Origin of the sequence: Ruegeria sp. HKCCE3926 (genome assembly GCF_017872515.1) — a bacterium.
Classification (GTDB): Bacteria; Pseudomonadota; Alphaproteobacteria; order Rhodobacterales; family Rhodobacteraceae; genus Ruegeria.
The window spans coordinates 338,501-361,764 of record NZ_JAEDOU010000002.1 but is presented as its reverse complement, the minus strand read 5'-3'; the positions used below and the strand labels follow the sequence as shown (position 1 = coordinate 361,764).

The 23,264-nt window shown below is 60.0% G+C and carries 22 protein-coding genes; 1 reads left to right on the top strand and 21 read right to left on the bottom strand.

Going from position 1 to position 23,264, the window contains the following annotated elements; genetic code table 11:
* Positions 1–294: 294 nt before the first annotated feature.
* Together I9184_RS09830 and I9184_RS09825 are read right to left on the bottom strand one after the other, a co-directional pair.
* Positions 295–1,227 (bottom strand): choline/ethanolamine kinase family protein, encoded by a 933-nt coding sequence (locus tag I9184_RS09830; RefSeq protein ID WP_209834060.1) that lies wholly within the window; start codon positions 1,225–1,227, stop codon positions 295–297.
* Positions 1,228–1,238: 11 nt separating this feature from the next.
* On the bottom strand, positions 1,239–3,662 hold the full coding sequence (locus I9184_RS09825) for an FAD-dependent oxidoreductase (RefSeq protein WP_209834059.1): 2,424 nt from the start codon (positions 3,660–3,662) through the stop codon (positions 1,239–1,241).
* 150 nt (positions 3,663–3,812) lie between these two features.
* Here I9184_RS09825 and I9184_RS09820 point away from each other — a divergent pair, with 150 nt between their 5' ends.
* Positions 3,813–4,595, top strand: a complete 783-nt coding sequence (locus I9184_RS09820; RefSeq protein WP_209834057.1) for a DeoR/GlpR family DNA-binding transcription regulator — start codon at positions 3,813–3,815, stop codon at positions 4,593–4,595.
* Positions 4,596–4,664: 69 nt separating this feature from the next.
* Here the strand turns inward: I9184_RS09820 and I9184_RS09815 are convergent, their stop codons facing one another.
* From I9184_RS09815 to nirJ, 19 genes are all read right to left on the bottom strand, one after another.
* Positions 4,665–4,922, bottom strand: a complete 258-nt coding sequence (locus I9184_RS09815) for a hypothetical protein (protein ID WP_152460390.1) — start codon at positions 4,920–4,922, stop codon at positions 4,665–4,667.
* A 13-nt stretch (positions 4,923–4,935) separates the two neighbouring features.
* Positions 4,936–5,625 (bottom strand): NapC/NirT family cytochrome c, encoded by a 690-nt coding sequence (locus I9184_RS09810; RefSeq protein WP_171635858.1) that lies wholly within the window; start codon positions 5,623–5,625, stop codon positions 4,936–4,938.
* A 29-nt stretch (positions 5,626–5,654) separates the two neighbouring features.
* Complete coding sequence (locus I9184_RS09805) at positions 5,655–6,092, bottom strand: nitrate reductase cytochrome c-type subunit (protein ID WP_152460388.1); 438 nt, start codon at positions 6,090–6,092, stop codon at positions 5,655–5,657.
* A gap of 12 nt (positions 6,093–6,104) precedes the next feature.
* Entirely contained in the window at positions 6,105–7,022 is a 918-nt protein-coding gene (gene napH, locus I9184_RS09800; RefSeq protein ID WP_209834055.1) for a quinol dehydrogenase ferredoxin subunit NapH, read from the bottom strand.
* Positions 7,019–7,837: a ferredoxin-type protein NapG gene (gene napG, locus I9184_RS09795; protein ID WP_171723679.1), complete on the bottom strand. Its 819-nt coding sequence runs from the start codon at positions 7,835–7,837 to the stop codon at positions 7,019–7,021. The genes napH and napG overlap by 4 nt, the downstream gene beginning before the upstream one ends.
* Positions 7,838–7,864: 27 nt before the next feature.
* The gene (gene napA, locus I9184_RS09790) at positions 7,865–10,357 is read right to left on the bottom strand and encodes a nitrate reductase catalytic subunit NapA (protein WP_209834053.1); all 2,493 of its coding nucleotides are present in this window, start codon (positions 10,355–10,357) and stop codon (positions 7,865–7,867) included.
* Positions 10,354–10,647, bottom strand: a complete 294-nt coding sequence (locus tag I9184_RS09785) for a chaperone NapD (protein ID WP_152460384.1) — start codon at positions 10,645–10,647, stop codon at positions 10,354–10,356. Before I9184_RS09785 ends, napA begins: the two co-directional genes overlap by 4 nt.
* The gene (gene napF, locus I9184_RS09780) at positions 10,644–11,150 is read right to left on the bottom strand and encodes a ferredoxin-type protein NapF (protein WP_245218063.1); all 507 of its coding nucleotides are present in this window, start codon (positions 11,148–11,150) and stop codon (positions 10,644–10,646) included. The genes I9184_RS09785 and napF overlap by 4 nt, the downstream gene beginning before the upstream one ends.
* A gap of 138 nt (positions 11,151–11,288) precedes the next feature.
* Complete coding sequence (locus tag I9184_RS09775) at positions 11,289–12,185, bottom strand: FAD:protein FMN transferase (RefSeq protein WP_209834051.1); 897 nt, start codon at positions 12,183–12,185, stop codon at positions 11,289–11,291.
* Complete coding sequence (locus tag I9184_RS09770; RefSeq protein WP_209834050.1) at positions 12,182–12,697, bottom strand: nitrous oxide reductase accessory protein NosL; 516 nt, start codon at positions 12,695–12,697, stop codon at positions 12,182–12,184. Before I9184_RS09770 ends, I9184_RS09775 begins: the two co-directional genes overlap by 4 nt.
* The gene (locus I9184_RS09765; RefSeq protein WP_209834048.1) at positions 12,694–13,515 is read right to left on the bottom strand and encodes an ABC transporter permease subunit; all 822 of its coding nucleotides are present in this window, start codon (positions 13,513–13,515) and stop codon (positions 12,694–12,696) included. Before I9184_RS09765 ends, I9184_RS09770 begins: the two co-directional genes overlap by 4 nt.
* Positions 13,512–14,405 (bottom strand): ABC transporter ATP-binding protein, encoded by an 894-nt coding sequence (locus tag I9184_RS09760; RefSeq protein ID WP_171723684.1) that lies wholly within the window; start codon positions 14,403–14,405, stop codon positions 13,512–13,514. Before I9184_RS09760 ends, I9184_RS09765 begins: the two co-directional genes overlap by 4 nt.
* A complete protein-coding gene (locus tag I9184_RS09755) occupies positions 14,395–15,651 on the bottom strand; it encodes a nitrous oxide reductase family maturation protein NosD (RefSeq protein WP_171635875.1) in 1,257 nt (418 codons plus the stop codon). Before I9184_RS09755 ends, I9184_RS09760 begins: the two co-directional genes overlap by 11 nt.
* A gap of 3 nt (positions 15,652–15,654) precedes the next feature.
* Entirely contained in the window at positions 15,655–17,562 is a 1,908-nt protein-coding gene (gene nosZ / locus I9184_RS09750) for a TAT-dependent nitrous-oxide reductase (RefSeq protein WP_171723686.1), read from the bottom strand.
* A gap of 14 nt (positions 17,563–17,576) precedes the next feature.
* Complete coding sequence (locus I9184_RS09745; RefSeq protein WP_245218076.1) at positions 17,577–19,700, bottom strand: NosR/NirI family protein; 2,124 nt, start codon at positions 19,698–19,700, stop codon at positions 17,577–17,579.
* A gap of 44 nt (positions 19,701–19,744) precedes the next feature.
* Entirely contained in the window at positions 19,745–20,209 is a 465-nt protein-coding gene (locus tag I9184_RS09740; RefSeq protein ID WP_216600140.1) for a DUF2946 family protein, read from the bottom strand.
* 89 nt (positions 20,210–20,298) lie between these two features.
* Positions 20,299–20,562, bottom strand: coding sequence for a hypothetical protein (locus I9184_RS09735; protein ID WP_171169778.1), 264 nt, complete (start codon positions 20,560–20,562; stop codon positions 20,299–20,301).
* Positions 20,519–22,072 carry a nitrite reductase gene (locus I9184_RS09730; protein ID WP_171635881.1) on the bottom strand — a complete coding sequence of 518 codons (1,554 nt, stop codon included), beginning with the start codon at positions 22,070–22,072 and terminating at the stop codon, positions 20,519–20,521. The genes I9184_RS09735 and I9184_RS09730 overlap by 44 nt, the downstream gene beginning before the upstream one ends.
* Entirely contained in the window at positions 22,047–23,261 is a 1,215-nt protein-coding gene (gene nirJ, locus I9184_RS09725; protein WP_209834045.1) for a heme d1 biosynthesis radical SAM protein NirJ, read from the bottom strand. The genes I9184_RS09730 and nirJ overlap by 26 nt, the downstream gene beginning before the upstream one ends.
* Between the last annotated feature and the right edge of the window lie 3 nt (positions 23,262–23,264).

Below are 23,264 nucleotides of genomic sequence, written 5' to 3'. Positions count from 1 at the left end.
GCAAGGTTTTAGGGGACCGGATATGCCGGTCTGGCCCTGACGCCACGTCACGGCTGAATGAGGTTCAAAAGTGCCGTGGCCGACATGAGATACCGGGCAGAATAGCAGACTCGACCCCGGCACCAGCAAGAAGCCGAAGCGCGCTACGAGCAGATACACTTACGCTCCGGCGCATCCCGTATTTTACCCGCCCGTTCTTCATTGGGATACAGGTATTAGGGAAAGCGGCTCAAAGATCTGAGATAAGCTAGGAAACATCCGGTATCCAGGGCGGATCTGGCTGTGGATGAAACCCTATTCCTCGGCCACGGCTTTTACATGGGCCGCAAAGGACGGGGCCAGCATCAGGGACTTGCACCGCTCGAACCGGTTCGTGGCATAGGCCCAGAAATCTTCGGCGGGGTTTTCATCCGCATGCTGAATCAATCCCCATAGCGTCCACAGCAGGTCGCACATGGCTTTGTATATCACCATGCGCCCGATCTGAGCCTCGTTCGGCGGGCCGTCGAAATAGGCGGTTAGCATTTCCAGTTCCTGTTCGTGGTTCAGCCCGGCTTCGACCGACAGATCACCCAGATCCCAAAGGGCATCGTTCATGCCTGAATACTCGTAATCCACGATCCACATGCGCTGGCCGTCATCCAGAAAATTCTCGCACAGCGGGTCGCAATGGCTCGGGACCAATGTCCCGGGTTTGTCCCGCAGCACCTCGCGGATCGGGGCCGCCTCGGCCACGACGTCCGCGTACCCGTCCGGCAGGGTCGCGTTTTTGTCCGCAACCACCTTCATGTAGTCGTTGATCATCGAAAACAGCTCGAACCGAAACTTGAACGGCTCGGGGGCATCGTGCAACTGCCTCAGCGCCTTTCCCGCGCGGGCGGCAGACCCGGGGCGCGTCGCAAACATCTCGGGTGTCATCGTCACGATGTCGGGCACGCAATCACTGATCATCACGCCGGATGATGCGTCTGCCCACAGAACTTCGGGGCCGACCCCGGCTTTTGCGGCCACCTGCGCGTTGTGGATTTCAACCGCGCGGTCGATATAGGCTTCGGTGCCCTCGCCGGGGATGCGCACGATCACCGGCCTTGGCCCGCCTTCGACGCGGTAGACCAGATTGGTCAACCCGCCCAGCCGGTTGGTGCGAAGGTCCGACTCGGCAAGGGTGTCAAACCCCGCCACATTGCGAAGGGCCTGCATGATCTCAAGTTTCGGCTCGGTTTGCATCGCTCTCTCCCTTAGGCTTTCAAACGGCTGTTTGCCGGGTCGTAAAGCGGTCCGTCCACATGCTGGATAGGGTGACGCTCTCCGAACACTTCCACTTCGAATTCTGACCCACCAGCCAATCCCGCAGGCATATAACCGTAGAGGACGGTCTTGCCGACGGTAAACCCATAGCCACCACTGCACGCCAGCGAGACTGTTTTGCCGGAATGCAGTATGGTCTCTCCTCCGGTGATCGGCAGCCGCTCGTCGGTGATGAACGTGCAGAGCTGCCGCTCGGGGCCGGTCGCTTTCTGCGCCTCCAGCACCGGTCGCCCTATGAAGCCCTGTTTGGATTTCAGATGGACCCGCGCGCCAAGGCCCGCTTCGATTGGCGAATAGTCGGGGGTGATGTCAGCGCTCCAGTAGAGATAGCCTTTTTCCAGCCGCAAGGACTCGATGGTGCGGTAGCCGATGTCGCGGATGCCATGGCTTTGGCCGGCTTGCCAAAGCAGGTCATAAACATGCAGGGCGAACTCGGTCGGGATATGCAGCTCCCATCCCAGCTCTCCGACGTAACCTATGCGGATCGCGCGGACCTTTGCCGTTCCCAGGGTGATCTCTCTGGCCGTTGCAAAGGGAAACGCATGGTTCGAGACGTCTTCTTCCGCGACGGCCAGCATCACATCCCGCGCTTTGGGGCCGCAGATATTGATGACGGCGCGTGCCGACGTCATTTCGATCAGCTGCGCGCGCCCGTCGCGGGGCAGGTGACGTCGGATCCAATCCGCGTCATGCACGCCGAATCCGGACCCGGTGACGATGTAAAAATGGTCCCGCCCCAATCGGGTGACGGTGATATCGGCTTCAACCCCGCCGCGATTATTGCACAATTGGGTGTAGATCACCGTGCCATCCGGCTTGTCCATATTTGAAACGGCAAGGTTTTGAAGGGCCTCCAGTGCGCCGGGGCCGATCAGTTCGAACTTTGAGAAGCTGGTTTGATCGATCAGAACGACCCCGTCGCGCGCGGCCTTATGTTCCTGTTCGGCATAGGTTTTCCAACCCGGCGACAGGAAATCCAACTGATCCACCGGCTCTACACCGGCCGGAGCGAACCAGAGCGGCCGCTCCCAGCCATTTTTGGACCCGAACACCGCGCCATGTTGTTTCAGCCGCTCATGCAGGGGCGACAGGCGTAGGTCTCTGGCCGTTTCCGCCTCCTGCCCCGGATATCGCATCTTGTAGTGATGCGCGTAATGCTCGATCGCGCGAGGATACATGAAGGCGCGCGTGGCGTGATGAGGACTGAACCGGCGCACGTCCAGAGGCCACAGATCAAGGCTCGGGCGGCCTTCGACAATCCACTCCGCGATCATCTCTCCTGCGCCACCACCTGCCGCGATGCCGTACAGAAATCCGGTCGCCAGCATCAGGTTTCGCAGTTCAGGAGCCCATCCCATGACAAAATCGCCATCCGCGGAATAAGGGATGGGGCCGTTGATCACCTGCCGGATTCCAACCGTGTTGACGACCGGCGTAACCTGACCTGCCAGTTCGGCAAGGGGGGCAAACCGCTCCAGGTTGTCCGGCAAAAGCTGCCGGACAAACGCGCCCGGAATACCCCTGTCGCCGAATGGCAGCGTGTTGTCCTCATACCCGCCGATCACAAGCCTCCCGCCTGCATCCGGTTTGTAATAAACCAGCCGCTCGGGATCCCGTAGGGTTGGCAGGCGTTTTACAAGATCGGCGTCGGGCAGGGGTTCAGTTACGATGTATTGATGCTCGACGGCACAGGCCGGAACAACGACACCGAGTTTCGCGGCCAGCTCGCGGCTCCACATTCCGGCGGCCAGAACGACAATGTCCGCTTCATAGTCCCCTTCCGATGTCATCACTTTGGTGATGCGATCGTTATGGATCTCAAAATCGGTGACCTCTACGGATTGGCGGATCCGGGCACCGTGCATCCGGGCACCGGACGCAATTGCCTGACACAAGCCTGCGGGATCGACATGACCGTCCGACGGGATGAAGGCCGCGCCTTCCAGACCTTGCGCGTCGACATAGGGGAAAAGCGCCTTGGCCTCGGCGGCCGAGATTATTTCCATCTCCAGATCAAAGCTGCGGGCCATTGTCGCCAGGCGCTTTGCTTCCAGAAGCCGTTCCTTGGTTGCCGCCAGGCGCAGGCTTCCGACTTTCTTCCAGTCGAATTCCATCCCGGTTTCTTCGGCCAGACGATCATACAGCGCCACGGACCGTTTCAGCATCCGCGTCGTGTTGCGAGATGACCGCAACTGCCCGACAAGCCCCGCCGCATGCCAGGTGGCCCCCTCGGTCAGGGATGCCCTTTCCAGAAGAACAACATCCGTTTCACCGGACCGTGCGAGGTGATACGCGATAGAGCATCCGATGATGCCCCCGCCAATGATGAGATGTCTGACCGAATGCGTTGTCATGCGCCCACCCACTTCAAATGATATGTTGTCATCAAAAGTCGCAAAACAACAAAAAGCAACAAATATGTTTGAAAAATGTTGAAGTGGGTCGCTTGAACAGCGTCAACCTTGCAAGTAACCTGATGAAATCAAAAAATATCGCGGCGCTTCATGTCGAAATACGAGCAAGACATCCTTAGCACGGTAAACCTGCATGGGCGAATTTCGGTCATGGAGCTGGCGCGCATTCTCAAAGTGTCGGACCAGACCGTAAGGCGAATCGTGAAGCCGATGGTCGCCAAGGGCAGCCTGTCCAAGGTGCATGGTGCATTGGTCAGCACTCAAAATGTGCTGGATCCTCCGTTTCTGGCCCGCATGGCGCAGAACCGTGCCGCCAAAGTCGCGATTGCCGACGCCGTTGCGGCGCGGATACCGGACGGTTCGGCCATTGCCATCGACACGGGGTCGACCTCGGGCTTCATCGCTCAGGCACTTCGCGCGCGCAAAAACCTCACTGTGGTGACAAACTCGGCCTTCATCGCCGCCACGTTGTCGATGGAAGAGGGCAACAGGGTCTTCATGGCGGGAACGCAGTTGCGCAACCACGACGGCGCCGCTTTCGACCGGGTCGCCTATGACGTAATTGCAGGGTTCTCGGCCCGGACTGCCATATTGTCGGCGTCACTGGTGCATCCCAGCAAGGGCTTCATGGTCTATGATCAATGCGAAGCTGATATGGCCCGCGCGATGTCTGATATTGCGGACCAAACCTTTATGGCGGTTGATTCCACAAAATTCAACGAGGCCCAGACCAGCCCGGCTTTGCGCCTGCCCGGGTTGACAGAAAAAGACGTGCTCATCACCGATCGCACATTGCCCGCATCCTTCCAGTCCTTGCCCGGAGATGCGGAATTGGTGATAGCGGGCGTGAAATCACAAGAAGACAGTCATTGACTTGGTGACGACACTGCCCGGCCCGACGTAACTAGCCGGTTCCACCGAAACGGTGAAACCGGCTGTGTTTCAGGCTGTTGCGCCCTTGATGCGAATGGCAGTGCCGAGGCTGCCTGCACAGACGCCGACCACAATAGCGATGATCAGTTCCAGTGGCTCTACATGCGCAAACCGGAAGCCTGCGAAAACCAGCGTTTCGAATACGCCGACTGCGCCGCCCAATGCCGCACCCAGCCACAGCTTGCGGGTCATCATGCCTAGCGCCAGACCGAGTATGCCGGGCAAGCTCAGGACGTTGCCACCGATGGTTCCAAGTAACTCTAACATCTCTGCCCCCACATCAATTCGAGCTGTTGTTCAGGAAATCGCGGATGTCGTCACCCGCGGCAGCGTGCTCCTGCACAACTTCATCTTCCAATCCAGCAGTCACCTTTTCGTATGTTTCCAGATAGTTGGGTGGCAGGCTGTGGGCGATACCCTGGTGGCAATCAATACAGGTCATACCGTTGTCGATGGCGCGTTGGTGTTCCGAGGCAGCGCGGGTTTCCTGAATGGTGAAGTCCATGTAGTCAAAGTTGTGACAGTTGCGGCACTCGCGGCTGTCAGACGCTTTCATTTTCTTCCAGACGGCCGAGGCCATCGCCAGGCGGTGATCCTCGTATTTCTCGGGTGTGCTGATGGTGCCCACCAGTTCATGATAGACGTCCTTCACGGCCATGATCTTGGCTTTGATCTTGTGGTTCCACTCATCCGGAACGTGGCAGTCTGAGCAGATCGCACGCACGCCGGAGTGGTTGTTGTAGTGGATCGTCTCGCGATACTCACCCAGGTTCGTTTCCATCGTGTGACACGAGACGCAGAACTCTTCGGTGTTGGTCAGTTCCAGGGTCCAGTGAAATCCGCCCCAGAACAGGATACCGGCCAGAAATCCGGCAAGGATCAGAAAGCCCGAGCTGAACATTACCGCCGGCGTCCAGATCGCGTTCCAAAGGCGACCCAGAAAGCCGCGTTTTTCGGGGGAGTCTGCCATGTCGGTGCTCCTTTCAATCTTGTGTTGAATCAGTTGCCGGTCGAGGGCTGGAACACGTTTTCAACAAGCGGCGGCGCGTCCGCCTGCGGAACGTGACATTGGTTGCAGAAATAACGGGTCCCGGCGACGCGATCCAATTCGCGGCCTTCGCGATCCAGATAGTGTGTCATTGAAAGGGTAGGCGCGTTACGCTCACCTGCCTTGGACCAGTCATGGCAGGACAAGCACTGATTGGTGCGCACATCAATCTGATATTGCTCGATCGAATGCGGAATCAGCGGTGGCTGCTGGCGATAATTACGTTGCATCCGTCCTTCGACATTTTTGTGAATCTGATCCAAAGGGATCGGCTCGTCTACGTCCGCGCCCCGCAGCGTTTCGACTTGAGCGGACTGGGCAAAGGCCCATCCGCTCAGCAAAACTACGGGTAGAAGGGCAATTCCGCCTGTAACGATTGATCTTTTCATCTTGGCACTCCCCTAGATAGGTCTGGCAGCGCGCGGCTCAGGCGCGGCAACTGGATCGGAAGGTTGAACGACAAGGTCGTCGAACCGGTGAGTAAAGTTGAAGACGTCGACTGCGCAGACATCGATGCAGCGTCCGCAGTTTGTGCAGTCGGGTGACAGGATCAGGGGCGAGCTTCCCGGCTTGCCTTTCAGCGCGGGTGAGATCACCTGATTTTCAGGACAGACCGCATAGCAATCCATACAGTCATCACAGGCCGTGCGATTGGCGGCACTGACCCGCAGCAGGCTTTTCGACCCGATCAACCCGTAGAACGCGCCCACCGGGCACAGATGGCCGCACCAGCCATGGCGTGAGACGAAGACGTCAAACACGAAGATGGCCGCGATCATGGCCCAGACAAAGCCCATGCCGAATACCAGCCCGCGATGCAGCATGGTGATCGGGTTGACCAGCTCCCACGCGATCACACCACTCAGGCCCGAGACCAGCAGCACGGTTGCCAGAATCCACAGCCGGGTGCCGCGCTTGGGTTGCCAGCCTTTCGGCAGGTCCAGTTTGCGGTGCACCCAGTTGGCCGCGTCTGTCACCGGGTTTATGGGGCAAACCCAGGAACAATAGACACGGCCACCAATCAGGGCATAGACCACCAGAACGATCAGCCCGCCGATCAGCGCAGTCACTTCGGGCCAATGACCTGCAACCAAGCTTTGCATCAGGATGAACGGATCGGTCAAAGGCAGCACGCCCAGCGTCAGTGATCCTGCCAAATTGCCCTCGACAATCCAGATGCCAAACCACGGGCCCAGCAGAAACAGAACCAGAAAGAACAGCTGGCTTGCGCGGCGCATCAGCAAAAAGCGATGCGCCCCGATCCACCCTTTGCTTTCAACGGCCTCCTGACCGACGGGCATGTGCGTGCGAGTACTCATTGCCCCACCCCCGGCAGATCATATTGAGGCGCAAAACCGCCGGGCGCGGCAAGATTGTCGGTTCCCGGTCCGGGCAAACGGTCCGGCAGATCGATGATCCCCTCGACCACCGGCGCGCCTTTGGCGGCTTTTTCCTCCCAACCCTTGCGGTAATGCTCGGCCGAACTGCCGCGCGCCAGCCGGGCCGGCAGAACCTTGATGGCGGCCTCGGGCAGAACACAGCTTTTCTCGCACATGCCGCAGCCGGTGCAGCGGTCGGCATGAACGGTTGGAATGAACAAAGCATGATGACCCGACCGGGTATTATGCGCCGTCTCCAACGTGATCGCCTCGTCAATGACGGGGCAGACGCGATAGCAGACGTCGCAGCGCAGACCGAGGAAATTCAGGCAGTTTTCCTGATCGACCAGAACGGCAACACCCATCTCGGCATCGTCGATATTCTCCAGCCCGGGGTCCAGCGCCCCTGTTGGACATGCGGCGACACACGGAATGTCGTCGCACATTTCGCAGGGAACATCCCGGGCGATGAAGAATGGTGTTCCCGTCGCCACCGCATCCGAGCCAAGCTCGGCCAGTTTCAGGGTATCGTACGGGCAGTCCCGCACGCATAAACCGCAACGGATGCAGGCCGACAGGAACTCCTTCTCGGGCAATGCGCCGGGCGGGCGCAATGCATCGGCGGGCAGGGCGCGGGCGTCGCGGGCCAGATAGGCCAGCAACGATCCGGCGACCACGCAGCCGCCCGCCGCCCGCGCCGAGTCCTGCAGGAACCGGCGCCGCTGCGGCGAAAGGGGTTTATCGACAAGAGACATGGGAACGACCCGTATGATCCTTGCTGGTTACGCGCGCTCAACCTTGCAGGCGCACTTCTTGAAGTCGGTCTCTTTCGACAGCGGGCAGGTTGCGTCCAGCGTCAGCTTGTTGGTCAGCTGGTGCTCATCGAACCACGGCATAAAGACCAGACCGCGCGGCACCTTGTTCCGACCCCGTGTTTCAACACGGCTGGTGACCTCGCCGCGGCGGGTCGACAGAACAATCTCCTGACCCCGGCGCAGACCCCGATCCTTGGCGTCCTGCGGGTGCATGTAGACGACAGCGTTTGGATAGGCGCGGTGCAGTTCCGGTACCCGGCGTGTCATCGACCCTGAATGCCAGTGTTCCAGCACGCGACCGGTGCACAGCCAAAGATCGAATTCCGCATCCGGCTCTTCTGCGGCAGGTTCATAGGGCGCAAAGATGATTTTGGCCTTGCCATCCTTGTGGCCATAGAATTCCACGCCGGCACCCTCGGACACGTAGGGGTCATAGCCTTCGCGGAAACGATAAAGCGTTTCCTTGCCATCCACGACCGGCCAGCGCAGACCGCGGGCCTGGTGGTAGGTTTCGAATGGTGCCAGATCATGCGCATGGCCGCGCCCGAAGTTGGCGTACTCTTCGAACAGACCTTTCTGCACGTAAAAGCCGAAATGCTCGGATTCGTCATTGTCAAAGCCCTCGGCAGTTTCCGACAGCGGAAACTTGTCGACGCTGCCATTGGCAAACAGGACGTCATACATGGTCTTGCCACGATGCTCGGGCATGGCGGCCAGCAATTCTTCGCCCCAGACCTCTTCGACGGTGAAGCGTTTCGAGAACTCCATCACCTGCCACAGGTCCGATTTGGCCTCGCCCGGTGCCTTGACCTGCTGCCGCCAGAACTGGGTGCGGCGTTCGGCGTTGCCATAGGCGCCTTCCTTCTCGACCCACATGGCGGTGGGCAGGATCAGGTCGGCGGAAACCGCAGTGACCGTCGGGTAGGGGTCTGAAACAGTGATGAAGTTTTCCGGGTTGCGATAGCCGGGATAGCCTTCCTCATTAATGTTTGGCGCAGCCTGCATGTTGTTGGTGCACTGAACCCAATAGGCGTTCAGATCACCATCCTTCAGCTTGCGGTGTTGCAGCACGGCGTGGAAACCGGGCTTGTCAGGAATGGTGCCAGCGGGCACGTTCCATGCGGTTTCGCAGATCTCGCGGTGCTTGTCGTTCATCACCACCATGTCGGCGGGCAGGCGGTGGGCAAAGGTACCAACCTCGCGCGCCGTACCGCAGGCCGACGGCTGACCGGTCAGCGAGAAGGGCGAGTTGCCGGGTTCCGAAATCTTGCCCACCAGCAGGTGCACGTTATACATCAGCGAGTTCACCCACGACCCGCGGGTATGCTGGTTGAAGCCCATGGTCCACAGGCTCATCACCTTGCGGTTCGGATCGGCATATTGCTGGGCCAGACGCTCCAGCTTGTCCGCCGGAACACCGGACAGTTCCGAGGTGTATTCCAGCGTGTATTTCGAAACGGCTTCGGCATATTCCTCGAAGCTGATCGGCTCCAACTTGCCCGAGTTCGGGTTTTCAGCCTCTTGTTGCAGGGGGTTGTTGTCCCGCAGGCCGTAACCGATATCGGTGGCGGTCTTGGTGATGTTGACGTGGTTCTTGACGAACTCTTCGTTCACCGCGCCATTCTGGATGATGTAGTTCGCAATGTAGTTCAGGATCGCCAGATCGGTTTGCGGTGCAAAGACCATGCCATTATCGGCCAGCTCGAACGAGCGGTGCTCGAAAGTCGAAAGCACATGCACTTCGCAACCCGGTTTCGTTAGGCGGGTGTCGGTCAGGCGCGACCACAGGATCGGGTGCATCTCAGCCATGTTCGATCCCCACAGCACGAAGGTATCGGCGTGCTCAAGGTCGTCATAGCACCCCATCGGCTCATCAATGCCGAAAGTGCGCATGAAACCAACCACGGCCGAGGCCATGCAGTGACGCGCATTGGGATCAATGTTGTTCGACCGGAACCCGGCCTTCATCATCTTCGCGGCGGCATAGCCTTCCCAGACCGTCCACTGCCCCGAACCAAACATCCCCACGCTGGTCGGGCCCTTCTTGGCAAGGGCCTCTTTCCATTTGGCGGCCATCACATCAAAGGCTTCATCCCAGCTGACCGGTTCATACTCGCCATTCTTGTCATACTGGCCGTTGGTCTTGCGCAAAAGCGGTGTGGTCAGGCGGTCTTTGCCGTACATGATCTTGGACAGGAAATAGCCCTTGATACAGTTCAGGCCCCTGTTCACCGGTGCGTCGGGGTCACCTTGCGTGGCGACCACGCGGCCGTCCTTGGTGCCCACCAGAACCGAACAGCCTGTGCCACAGAACCGGCAGGCAGCCTTGTCCCAGCGAATATCGGGCGCGCCGACCTGAGCGTTGGCCTGACCTGCGGCCATGGGAATGCCCGCAGCCGAGGCAGTGGCTGCCGCTGCGGACGCTTTCAGAAATGTACGACGGGATTCAGAGATGGTCATTGCATGGGCCTCCTGCTGGACGGTTGGCTTGGAGCATCAGGACGCGGAGCCGTCTCCGCGAGATCTTCGAAATGGTGATAAGTCAGTGACAGTGAGATCACTCCGGGGATCTGGTGCAGATCCATGATGGTGTCCGAGGCCAGCCTGTCGGCCGTATCCTCGACAACAACTACAAAACGGCCGTCCTCGGCTTCGGCATGAAGCTCGACGCCCTGAGTTTCGGCCATCGCCGCGCGTGCGGCATCGGTGTAATCGGGGGCGATGTGGACCAGACAGCCACAGATGTTCATTGGGTCACCTCCGGGTGGTGTGGGACGGGGCGGTGCATCACGATCGCCCCGGCGGGGCAGGCGGCGGAACAACTACCGCAACCGATGCAGGTTTCTGTTTCAAGCGCCGGTTCCGCGCGTCCGCCCAGTTGCAGGCGAAAGCGGATGGCATCCTGTTCACAATTGTCCTGACACAGGCGGCAGCTTACGCCGTTGGTCGACAGGCAGCTTGTGTCATCGATTCGTGCGCGCCATGGCCATTCGGCAACACGTTCGGTCAGCAACGCCGGGGTCGGACAAACGTCGGCGCAGTCACCACACAAGGTGCAACCGCCTGCGGACAGGTCCAGAACGGGGAAACCGGCATCGTCGAATGTGATGATGTCTTCAGGACAAGCCGCGGCGCAGTCTTCGCAACGTGTGCATAGATCGCTGAAGCCAGTTGCTACTGCCCCCGGCGGACGGATCGCATCTGGGTCCTCCCGCAGGACACGCGCGCTTAGAAAAGCGCGTCTGCTGGTCATCTGGCTCATAGCTGGCGACTCGAAATTGGATTGATAGGTTCGCGTCCTTACTTCCTAGCTGCTTTCAGCAGCGCACGAATTGACCTATATCATACTTTTTCGAATTTTTTTGTTCAGTCTGAGATTTGTAATTCTTCATTAAACGTTTAATTCGATACGGGCGTCGGGGAAGAACGCTAGGATCTCTTTGGCTCTGTCGGCGGATGCCGCGCAAAGCGCAGTGGACAACCCATCCGCAATTGCCGCTTTCGGGGAAGAAACCGAAACGGTCCTGTCGTGGTTTGAAGGCCCATCCAAGGTAATGATGTGCCCGACGTCTTGGCCGAGCTGAGTCGCCAGCGTTGAAGATGTCGCCACTGCCCGATCGCTCAATTCAATCCGCTTCAGAACCGTTTGGTCCGGCGCCGCCAATCCAACTTTCCATGGCGCACCGTCACCACGTGCACCCAGGGCGGCAACCTCTCCCATATTGACCAGAACATCACGCAGACCATAAGCACGCAGCAGGTCGGCGATCCGGTCGGTGATCGCGCCCTGCGCTATACCGTTCAACGTCAGCGCCGATTTTCCGGGCACCGGAAGGCGAATGGCCGAGGCGTCGAAAATTACCTTTTCCCAGCTTATTGCCTGTTGAACTTCAATCAGATCGTCCGGGCGCGCGCCCGCAGCCAATGCCGCCCACACGGGTTGAATGCTTGGATCAAATGCGCCACCCGATGCCTGATGCAGCGCTGTGCTGAGGCTTAGCACCTTCAACAATTCAGGAGCGGGCGCCGTCAGCACGCCATCGCGGTTCAACCGGCTGAGCTGCGATTGCGGACGATACAGGCTGAAGATGTCTTCCAGCCGGGCAATCTCGGTCTCCATGGCGGCCATGATGGGTGCAGCTTCGGCGTCCGTCAGACCCACAAGGCGCAGGCTGGCGGTGGCACCCAGCGCGGTCCCGTGCCAGCGCGCGTCCGAGGCCGCAAGTGGTGTGGCCGCAGCACAAGCGGCTGAGATGATCAGAAATCGGCGGCGCGACAAGGCGGTCATACGGGGGTCTCCAACGACAGTTCAAGATCGACAGGGCCAAGCACTTCGGTGTCCGGAATGTCCGGCAGGCCCAGTGCCGTTCCGCCGTAAATCTCAATGAATGCCTGTGCATCGGCAGGATCGGCAAAAGGCACCACTTCGCGCGCACCCATGCCACCTGCCACATTGGCGCCGACAACAAAGGTCGCGCCATCCGCGGCGATCCAGTTCGAGATACCCGGCTGCCGCCAGCTTGGCGCAATACCCATGTCGCTGACATAGACGGCTGTGATGTCGGCATCACGTTCAGGGCTTTTGAGGTATGCCACCATGTCGCGCACCTGCGCAAAAAACAACGGTGCGGGATATCCTTCCAGATGGATCTGCCCCTTGGGGCCGCCATGTTCGGCGATGTTCATCTGGCAGAAATAGCTCAGCGCGTCCGGGGTCAGATCCACCGGATCGGGGGCCTCGGCCAGGTCTTCCTTGCAGGCTGCCAACGCGACCAGCGCGATCAAGGCGAGACGCTTCATGGCTCGACCCTCCGGAATGCGAGGCGGGCGAGGGCGAAGCTCAGCACTGGCCAGATCAGCAGGGAGACGGGTGCAGCCCAGACCGGCAGGGCCTGCGCCGCTCCGGTCATGCCGGATGCCATGGCAACGCCTTCAGTCGCCGCGATGTTCCACAGACGGAACGCGTCGGCCGGGTTGGCGACCATCACCCAGGGAAAGACGGATTGGGTGAAGCTGCCGCCCTTGTCCATGACGACGGCCCCCAACAGGCCCAGATCATAGAGGACGACAAAAACCAGCCAGAGCCCGGCCGACATCCCCGCCGCCGCCGTGGCGCCCCTCGCCAAAGCGGACAGCAGGTATCCAAGCGCCAGAAACACGGCGCCCAGAAGGATGGATGTGAGGATGAGGCGGACCAACGCCATCAGGCTTTCCGGTCCGGCACCGCCAAAGAAGGCCGCCACCGCGCCAGCGGTACCGAAACCGACCGTCATGGCAAAGGCCAGCGCGGCCAGATGGGCGCAGAACTTGCCCAACAGGATTTCTCCGCGCCCCGCAGGGTAGGACAACAGCAGCGACAGGCTGCCCCGGTCCACGTCTCCGGCGATGGCATCGAACGAGATCATCAGCGCCAGAAGGGGCGCGAGGTAAACCGAAAGCGTGGTCATCGACGCAACCGAAACGGTCAGCATGTCAACGCCCAGCGTTCCGGTTGGCGCACTGCCCGCAAAGGTCAGCGCCAAGGCGAACAGCACCATGATCAGCGTTGCGACCAGCAGCCAGCGGTTGCGGCGCAAGATCAGCATTTCTGTGCGGGTGATGGCGAGGAAGCGGGTCATTGCAAATCCTCCTGTGCGTAGTGGCGATAGAGGTCTTCCAGCTTGGGCGGGGTCATTTCCACATCCGCTACCGCATCGCCCAACCCGGCGATCCGGCGCAGGGCCTCCATTTTGTCTTCGGGTGAGCAGAGCAATTCAACAGATGCCCCATTGATCCGGCTGCCGCCCAGTTCAGCGGCCAGCACATCTGGATTGGCGCTGGCGCGTACCTTCAGGCGGATCGGTAGACCGGCCAGAGCCGACAGATTGTTCAGGGTGTCGTCGGCGACCATCCGACCCTTGCGCATGATGGCGATCCGGTCGGTGCGGGCCTCGACCTCGGTCAGCGCGTGTGAGGCAATCAGAACGGCGGTGCCTTGGGCAGCCAGTTCGTCGATGATGGCGTACAGGTCCTGCCGAGAAATCGGGTCCAATCCGCTCGTCGGCTCATCCAGCAAGGCTACTTTCGGTTGGCCCAGCAACACCTGCGCCAGTCCCAGACGTTGCCGCATGCCTTTGGAATAGGTTCCGATCCGACGGTCCAAAGCGTCACTCAGGCCGACACGATCCAGCAAACCGGGCACATCGGCTTTTGCGCCTGAAAGCTGCGCAAACAGGGTCAACTGCTCACGCCCGGTTAGCGCGGGATGAAACGACACCGCTTCGGGCAGATACGCTGTTTCGCGCCGGGCCTGAGCACTACCGGGGGTGGCGTCTCCGATCCGAATGGCTCCGCCATGGATCGGCGTCAGGCCGAGGATGGATTTGATCAGGGTCGACTTGCCCGCGCCATTATGGCCCAGCAGCGCAACGCGCTGGCCGGGGGCAAGGGACAGGGTGATATCGTCAAGAACGCGGGTTTTTCCTCGGTCCTTGAGAACATGGTCGATTGACAGGGCCTTATCCGTCATGAGGCACCTTTTTCATAGCTGGGGGTTCAGGGGCTTGCATCAATGGGTTGCTGTCCATCACGCCGCCCGGCAACAGGGCCGGGAAGGCGGATTGCGACCAGCGCACCAGTTGCACGGCGGGGGAGCCGAGCAGTAATTTGGCTGCGGGTTGGGTCCACAGCACATGGTCCATCGAGTCGTTTGGCCGATACGGGGCATCGGCGATGCCGTTGCCATCCACGTCATAGGCGGCAAAATCGGACCAGTAGTTGCCGCGCCCGTCTTCGGACCACTCGACCCATTTGGTCGAGACGTATTTCACCTGTGTCCGGTTCCCGATGAAGGAATTGCCAACGATGCGGTTGCGTTCGCTGCCGGCGGTAAAGTGGATGCCGATGCCGCATCCCTGGAACCAGTTGTCGGTGAATTCGTTCTTGTTCGAGTTATAAAGGAAGGTGCACTTTTCCTTGGCACCGATCACCACGTTTCCGGTGATCTGACTCTTGTTGGCATAATTCAGCATCACGCCATGTTCACGGTCACCGATCGAGACGTTGTCTGCGACCTTCACATTGGTCGTGAACATCACCGCATAGCCCAGATCGTTGCCGATCGAGACATTGTCGCTGACCACCGAATTGTCGGCATACATGTAATGCACGGCAAAGCGCAGATCGCGGAACAGGTTGCCGGTAAAGGTGTTCTTCTTGGACGAGTTCACGAAGATCCCGTCGCGCCCATAGCGGATGTGATTGTCCTCAACCCGCGCACCGGGCGCATTCCAGACATAGACGCCATTGCCACGGTCATTCATCCGCTGGTCCTGACGCCCTTCGATCCGGTTGCCACGCACAATGCTGTCCTTGGCACCATGAATGTCGATACCGTAAAGATTGCCCAGCAGTTCATTGTCTTCGATCACCGGCGCGCGGGCCGTCTTGGTCAGCTGGATGCCACTGTCGATCCCGTCATGGCTTGAACCCGAGCCGATCACTGTCAGGCCGCGCACGGTCACGCCCGGGCCGGTTACGGTGATGACGCTGCCGGTGCCTTGCCCGTCAATGGTGGCCTGTCCCAGCCCGTCGATCGTGACGGGCCGGTCCAGAATCAGATGTTCGGCATAAACACCGGGGCTCAGGCGGAGGGTATCTCCGTCCGCCGCCTGAGCCAGTATTTCATTGATGGCCCCCGCCCGGTTGGGCACATCCCAGTCCGCCGCCCAAAGGGGCGAGCCGAGCAGGAGCGGTATGAGCAGGGGCCAGCGCATGGGTCAGGCTCCTTGCGGTTCGACCAGCATCCGGCCGCGCATTTCCATGTGCAGCGCATGGCAGAACCACTGGCAATAGAACCAGTGCACGCCCGGACGGTCGGCGGTGAAGGTGACCGAGGCGGTTGCCATCGGTGCGACTTCCATCGCGATTCCGTAATTGCCCAGGCAGAAGCCGTGGGTCACGTCGTCCACATCATCCAGGTTGGTGATGTAAACCGTGACCTCGTCGCCCTGTTTGACGGTGAACTTCTCAAGGCTGAAGGTCGGCGCCTGCGAGGTCATGTAGACCCGCACCTTGTTGCCGTCCCGGATCGGTTCTTCCGCACCTTCTTCCAGATCGATACCATCGGCTTCGGCCTGTTTGCGGGCGTCTTCCCAGGTAACGTCGTTGCGATCCCAGACGTTGACCGGGTTCACGATGTCGCTGCGAACGATGATCGAGTCGTGCGGCTCGGCAAAGGTCGGGCCGTCGTGCACCACTTTCATCTCATCCGACGAAATGTCGATCAGCTGTTCGTTCTCGGGTTTAAGAGGACCCACGTTCAGGAAGCGGTCTTTCGAGAACTTGTTCATCGAAATCAGCCACTTGCCGTCGGCATCCTTGGTCTCACCCATGGAAGTCGAGTTGTGACCCGGCTGATAATGCACGTCAACCTTCGAGATGATCGGGTCCACGTCCTCGCCATTGTAGGCGCGGATGGCCTTGTCGATGTTCCACTTCACGATCTGGCTGTCCAGGAACAGCGTGGTGAAGGCGTTGCCCTGACCATCATAGGCGGTGTGAAGCGGGCCAAGGCCCAACTGCGGTTCACCTACGATGCAGGACCGCGGGTCGGCGTCGCTTTCGAACAGGGCGTCCAGCTTGGTGACGTCCATGATCGAGACGGTTGGCGACAGCTTCCCGTTGATGCAGACGTGCTTGCCGTCTGGCGCGGTGTTGATGCCGTGCGGAGAGTTCGGGATCGGGATGTAACGGGTGTATTTCTTGTTCTGCCCTTTGCGCCCGTCCAGAACCTTGACGCCTTTCAACTCCTGATAATCGCCGGCTTCGATACCTTTTTCGATCTCGGCGATGTTGAAGACGACGACGTGGTCCAGCTCGTTCTCGGTCATCTCGGCCAGGTTCATTCCCATTTCCGAGTTGTACGAGGTCGAGAAGGCGTATTTGCCCTGATAGTCGCAGTCGGTGTTGTCGAGGTTGCCCGACACGATCACCTGCCACGCCACTTCCATGGTATCGCCGTCCAGCGCGGTGAAGATGTTCACGTATTGCGACGGATCGTCCAGCACGCTGCCATCGTTGACCAGCGGTGTTTCATCTTCACCATTGGCAAAGACATAGCCGGTGCGCGGGAATTTCTGCGGACGCAGACCGTGGATCGCCTTGGCGTTCGGGATCTCGGTGATCTTGTCGCATTTCATCACGTCACAGCGGACACGCGCGACGCGGGTGTTGGCCTTGTCGTTCATGAACAGATAGCGGCCGTCATAGGTGCCGTCGGTGAACGACATGTGCGGGTGGTGAAGGTCGCCGTTGTCATAGGTTTTCATGCCGCGCTTGGCGAGAAACTCCTTGGTTTCAGGCAGCAACCCTTCGGTCATGATCTTCAGTGACTCGTTGGTCTGACCCCAGCCCGTGGCCGAGCAGCGGTTGAACACCGGCACCCGCATCAGCTCGCGCATGGATGGGAAGCCCAGAATGCGCAGCTCGCCGGTCTGACCCGAGGACCAGAAACCGTAATACTCGTCCAGTTCGCCCGGTTCGAGATTGGCATTGGCCGCGGCGCTCGCCTGCTTCGCGGTCATCAGGGTCGAGCCCAGACCGGTCCCGGCCAGCACGGCACCGGTTGCTGTTGCACCCAGCATCCCACGGCGTGTGACGGTTAGTTTGTTGTCATGTTCCGACATGTTCGTTCCTCCTTTTAGGAAACGGATTGCGGTTTGGCGTTCGGATGGTTCGCCGGTGGTTGTCCGAGTGGGGTCTTCATCTGGACCGACCCTGTCTTGGCCCGCCGTTTCAGCTGGCGGATAACGACAGGACATTTGTCCTCGGACTGGTAGAGCACCTGACAATGCAGGCAGGTGACGCACTCGTTCGGATTTATCTCACCGGTGGGGTGGATCGCCTGAACGGGGCATTCATTGGCGCAGGTCTGACAGGGCGTGCCGCAATCCTTGTAGCGGCGCAGCCAGTCGAACATGCGAATTCGGGCAGGGATCGCCAGTGCGCCGCCCAGCGGGCAGAGATAGCGGCAATAGAACCGTTCAATGAACAGCCCGATCCCCAGCAGGGCCAGCGCAAAGACCACGAAAGGCCAATCGCGCATGAATTTCAGAATGATCGCCGTTTTGAACGGCTCGACCTCGGCATATTTCTCGGCCAGCGGGATCGATACGAAACTCAGGCCAAAAAGACCCAGAAAGATCATGTATTTCGCGGGCCACAGGCGTTCGTTCAGACCCCAGGGCAAAGTCCATTGCGGCACTTTGAACGCCCGCGCGATCTTGTTGGTCAATTCCTGCAACGCGCCGAACGGACACAGCCATCCGCAATAGGCCCCGCGACCCCAGAACAACAGCGCGGCGGCGACGGCGAACCATTGAATGAACACCAGCGGGTCCAGCAGGAACGCATCCCACGAGAATCCTGTGCGCAGGCTGCCTGCCAGTGCCATCAGGTTCACCACGCTCAGCTGCGCGTTGGCGTACCAGCCGATGAAGAACAGGGTCATTGTCAGGTAACCGATGCGGAACCAGTAGAAGACCCGCGCATTCATTGTCGCGTGGAACTGGAAGAAGAACGTCGCGGTCAGGACCAGCAGCATGACGCCAAGAACGGCGATTTCAACAGTGCGATCCTTCCAGATGCGCTGCCACAGGGCAGCCTTGGCGGCGGCTTCGCCGGTCGCATCCTCGACAACCTTAGAGGCTGCGACGGGCAGCAGGTAACGGTCGGGCAGTTTGTAACCCAGATCGAATGTCAGAAAGGTTTTCTCAACGGCACCCACGGCACGCTGTACCAGCAGTTGCAGGCGGAACGGCTCGGTCGGGTCGAACTCGGCATCGGCGGGGATCTTGAAGATGTCCAGCTCTGTGAAACTGGGCGCATCCGGGGCTGCAACCTTGCCAAGGCGTACTTGCTGTTTGTCGAAGAACCGGACCGAGTTGTCGCCCTGGATCAACTGGATCCGATCGAAAATTCCGCCGCGTACATAGCCTGACCCCTTGAAACTGTAGGCACCGCGCCCCAGCACCAGAATGGCCTGTTCGCCCTCGTCCAACCAGTTCACAAGGTTCTGGTACTCGGCGTCGCCCAGCAGTGACTTGCCGATCGACGGAACCGAGACAAGCGCCATATGCATGTCGATGAACGTGTCATCCGGTTCACCCGGTTCGGGCCGCTTGATCGCGCGCTGGTCTCCGGTGGCCTCGAAGGCGGCATTGACCTGCCCGACATCCAGCGTCAGCCGACGGATCGAGCCGTCGCCCGAAAGGGTTGACCAGTCATGGACCGCATTCTGCGCCATATCGACTTCGCGCTTTGGCCCGTCGGCCTGCAACGGTGACAGGCCGCCCAGACCCAATGCACGCGCCACCTTGATACCGCCACGCACAAGGCTGTCGTCGATCACCATGATCGTGACCGTCGCGCCCGAGATGATGTCAAGGTCGTGCCCCTCACCCCCTGTTTCGGCTTCAACCTTCAGGTCAAGGCCCGCATAGCCTTCGGTCAATTCAACCATGCGGGAATTGGGGATGCCGATCAGCACGATGGGTTCCGAGTGCTTGACCAGTTGCACTCCGGTCAACACCGCGTCGTTGTCGATGGCGGCAACGACGTGGATCGGTTTGCCGGAATAACCCGTCGTGCCAACAAAGTCCGAGGTCAGGAATGCCCAGGCAATGATCTCGCCGCCCTTCAGGACGGGGGCGACCTTGACGTCATCGCGCACCGGGCCAAAGGCATCGGCGCCGGGGGCCAGATCGGCAGGTTCGATGTCGGGCAGGAAACTGGCCAGGCTGTCGGCATGGGCGCTGATCGCCATCAGGCAGGACAGAGTGAAAGCCAGCAGGAAATGGATTGCGCGACTTACGACCACGGCGCACCTCCGGTTGCTAGGGTGGACGCCACGGACGCGCGCAGGGCGCGTTCAGATTCTTCTTGGGTCGCGAACGGGGGGCCTCGGGTTTCGGGCCACAGTCGCCTTGAGTTGTACAAAATGCACAGATCCCCGATTGCAGCGGGTACTGTCCGTACATTTTCGGATTGCATCAGCAGCGGCAGATCCGGCAGCGGGGCTGCCGTTGTCACCGCGCACAGCGCGCAATCGGCGCATTTCGGGCAAGGCGCGGTCGGGTCATCAGTGCCTTCCTCAAGGTCCACTTCAACCCAGACCGCCCCTGCCTCCGAGCAGATCTCGATCCACATGCTGTCCCCGGGACTCGCCAGCACCGGGCCAAGCATCTGCAAAAGCAACAGGAATATACCCACCAAACCGCACACCGCGCGGGACACGCGATCAAACAGGCTATGCGGGGGGCGGACGGTAGGCATTGAGAATCCAGCTCGGCGTTCTTTTCTGAAACTTAGGGGATTCTTTCAGGCGGAAACTTGACTTAGGTCAGGTGCCTGAAAATTTGCACCTACCCGTCGGCCTCATCCATCAATCCACGCAGCCACCGACCGGCCAGCCATGCCGCAGGAATACCCAGTGGAATCGACCAGAGGATTGCAGGCACCGGTTCGATTGCGCCGAACCCGACGCTGTGCAGGATAAGCCCGAGCAAAAACAGGTTGATGGCCACGGTCAACGCCGTGGCCGGATACAGCAGAATGGCCAGTTTCCAAACTGGCCATTTCCCCTCAGTGGCTGGTTCCTTCCGAGAAGGTGATCTTGTTCCAGACATTGTATTTCCCCGAAGGTTTGCGCATCGGCAGGCGGCGGATTTCCTCCAGCGTCTGCGCGTCATAGACGATCACCGCGCCGTCATCTTCCCAGATTGAAACCAGCGCGTGGCTGCCATCTCTGGTGAACTCGACATGGGCCACGGTCTTGCCAGGTGCAGGGCGCAGGGTCTTTACGATTTCAAGGCTTTGCTTGTCGATGACGTGCATCGCGTCCTTGTTGGGGCCAAAGAAAACATCGGCCCAGACATAAGGCGAATTCTCATGGCTGCGCATGAAGAACCCGGGCCCTTCGGTCTTGATCCGTTTGACGGTTTCCCAGCTTTCCATGTCGATCACCGACACGGCGCCGTCTGTCAGGTGCGGCGTAGCCATCACGGTCGTATCGCCGTGTTTCCATGTGATCCCCGAGCCCAGATGCGGCATTCCGGGCAAATCCAGATCGGCCACCTTGTGCCCGATCACCAGATCAATCACTTGCCCGCCCTTGCCATCGCGGGACGCCCCCATGACATATTCATAACTCTGGTCGAAAAAGAAATCGTCCAGATAGTCAGCTGTGGTGATCTTGCGCACAGGGAATGGATCAGGGTTCTTGAACTGGCCTTCGATGCGGAAATCATGACCAAGCCCGGATTGCGGGGGATTGGCGCCGTAGAACACTTCCCAAATCTCGGGCACATCCTTCAGCGCCAGAACAAAGCTTTCCCGCGGAGGGGCCTGGTAGACTGCAGAGACGCGGCTGGGCAGGCCCTTCTTGCTTTTGACCTCGATGACCTTTGCGACGGAAAGGTCTTCGGTGGACAACACCGTCAGGCTGTTGGGCAGGTAGTTCGCCACGGCCACCCATTTGCCATCGCCCGACATGGCGATGTTGCGGCTGTTCAGGCCGGCACGCACGCGGCCCACCTGTTTCAGCGCCCAAATGTCGTACTTCTGGACCCAGCCATCGCGCGACATGATGAAAACATACCGCCCATCCGGGCTGAACTTGGGGCCGCCATGCACGGCGAAGGGGGTTTCGAACCGGTCCAAAACCTCGAACGTGTCGCCGTCCAGAACGCTGACATGGTGATCGCCGGTTTCCACAACCAAGGTGATGTTCATCGGGTCGCTGTCCCAGACGGGCGCATCCACCGGCACATATTCCTCGTCCAGCGTCCGGCTGGCCAATATCTGGGCCTCGCCCCATTCGGGGTCGGATTCCAACGGCGACTTCAACCAACCGGCCAGCTCTTCGATTTGCAGAGCATCCAGCTCGTGCGAGAAGGCCGGCATTTGTGTCGCCGCGCGCCCTTCCGCGATTACCGCAGCGACCCGGGGACCCCGCATGCGTTTGAGCGTTTCAGGGATCAGCGCGGGGCCAACCCCGCCCAGACGGTTCTCGCCGTGGCATGAGGCGCAATGTTCGGCGTAATCCGATTGGGCATCCGCCCAGGCGGTGCCCGCCAGCAACACCGAGCACAACGTACCGAATGTGAGTGTCTTAAAAGAACTGATGCGCCGGATCATGGCTTTTCCCCCGAAACGGTGTGACCTGAAGGCGTTCCCCTGCGTCATCCACACCGATTTCCTGGTTGGACAGGTAACAGGCCGGATCCTCGGCCCACGGATCACCGGTCAATTGCAGGGCGCGGATGCGGGTATTGCCGCCGCAGACGTCCTTGAGTTCGCAGGCTCCGCAGCGCCCCTTCAGCGGGCGTGGGCGGGTGCGGAGCATGGCAAGCATCGGATCATCGCCGGTCCAGAGTTCGGAAAACGATTTGGTCTTTACGTTGCCCACCGTGTAATCAGACCAGTAAGTGTCCGGGTGGACCCGGCCGAGATTGTCGATATTGGCAACGCCCAAGCCACTTGAGTTTCCACCCCACGCAGCCAGGTGCGCGCGCACATGTGCAGCCTTTTCGGCGTCGAAATGCGTGCGAATCCAGTTCAGGAAATATCCGGCATCAGCGTCGTTGTTCCCGGTCACGATATCCAGCGGACGGCCGCCCGATGCGGCTTCCCAGGCGCGTTCCAGCAACAGATCCAGGCCTTTGCGCGTGCGCTGATGCGCGGCATCTTCGCCCCGGTTCTTGTCGCCGCGCCCCGCATAGACAAGATGCGACAGGTAGAATTTGTCGACACCTTCATCATCACAAAGGCTCAGCAAGTCAGGCAAGTGATGTTGCGTGCCTTCGGTCAGGCAGAACCGCAGGCCAACCTTGATGCCGCGCTTTTTACACTCTCGCACGCCGCGCAGGGCGTCCGCAAAAGCGCCCTCGACGCCGCGAAACCAGTCATTCGTCGCTCCGATCCCGTCCAGCGAAATGCCGACATAGTTGAAGCCCACATCCGCGATCATATCGGCGGTTTCGTCGTAAATCCGGGTCCCGTTGGTCGACAAGGCCAGCATTGGCACCAGATCACGGGCGCGTTTTGCGATGTCGAAGAAATCGAACCGGTCCAGCGGTTCCCCACCCGAGAGGATCAGGGCCGGGACGCGAAACTGGCCCAGATCCTTAAGGGTTACCATGGCTTGCTCATGGCTGAGCTCACCTGGGAACGCGACATCCGCCGAGACGGTGTAGCAATGGCGGCACCTCAGGTTGCAGCGCCGCGTCAGGTTCCAGATCACAACCGGCTTTACCGGACCGGGGCGCCGTTTGCGCACCGGAGTCGGCTTGACCAGCTGATGCATGTATTCGGTCAGGCGGAACATGTT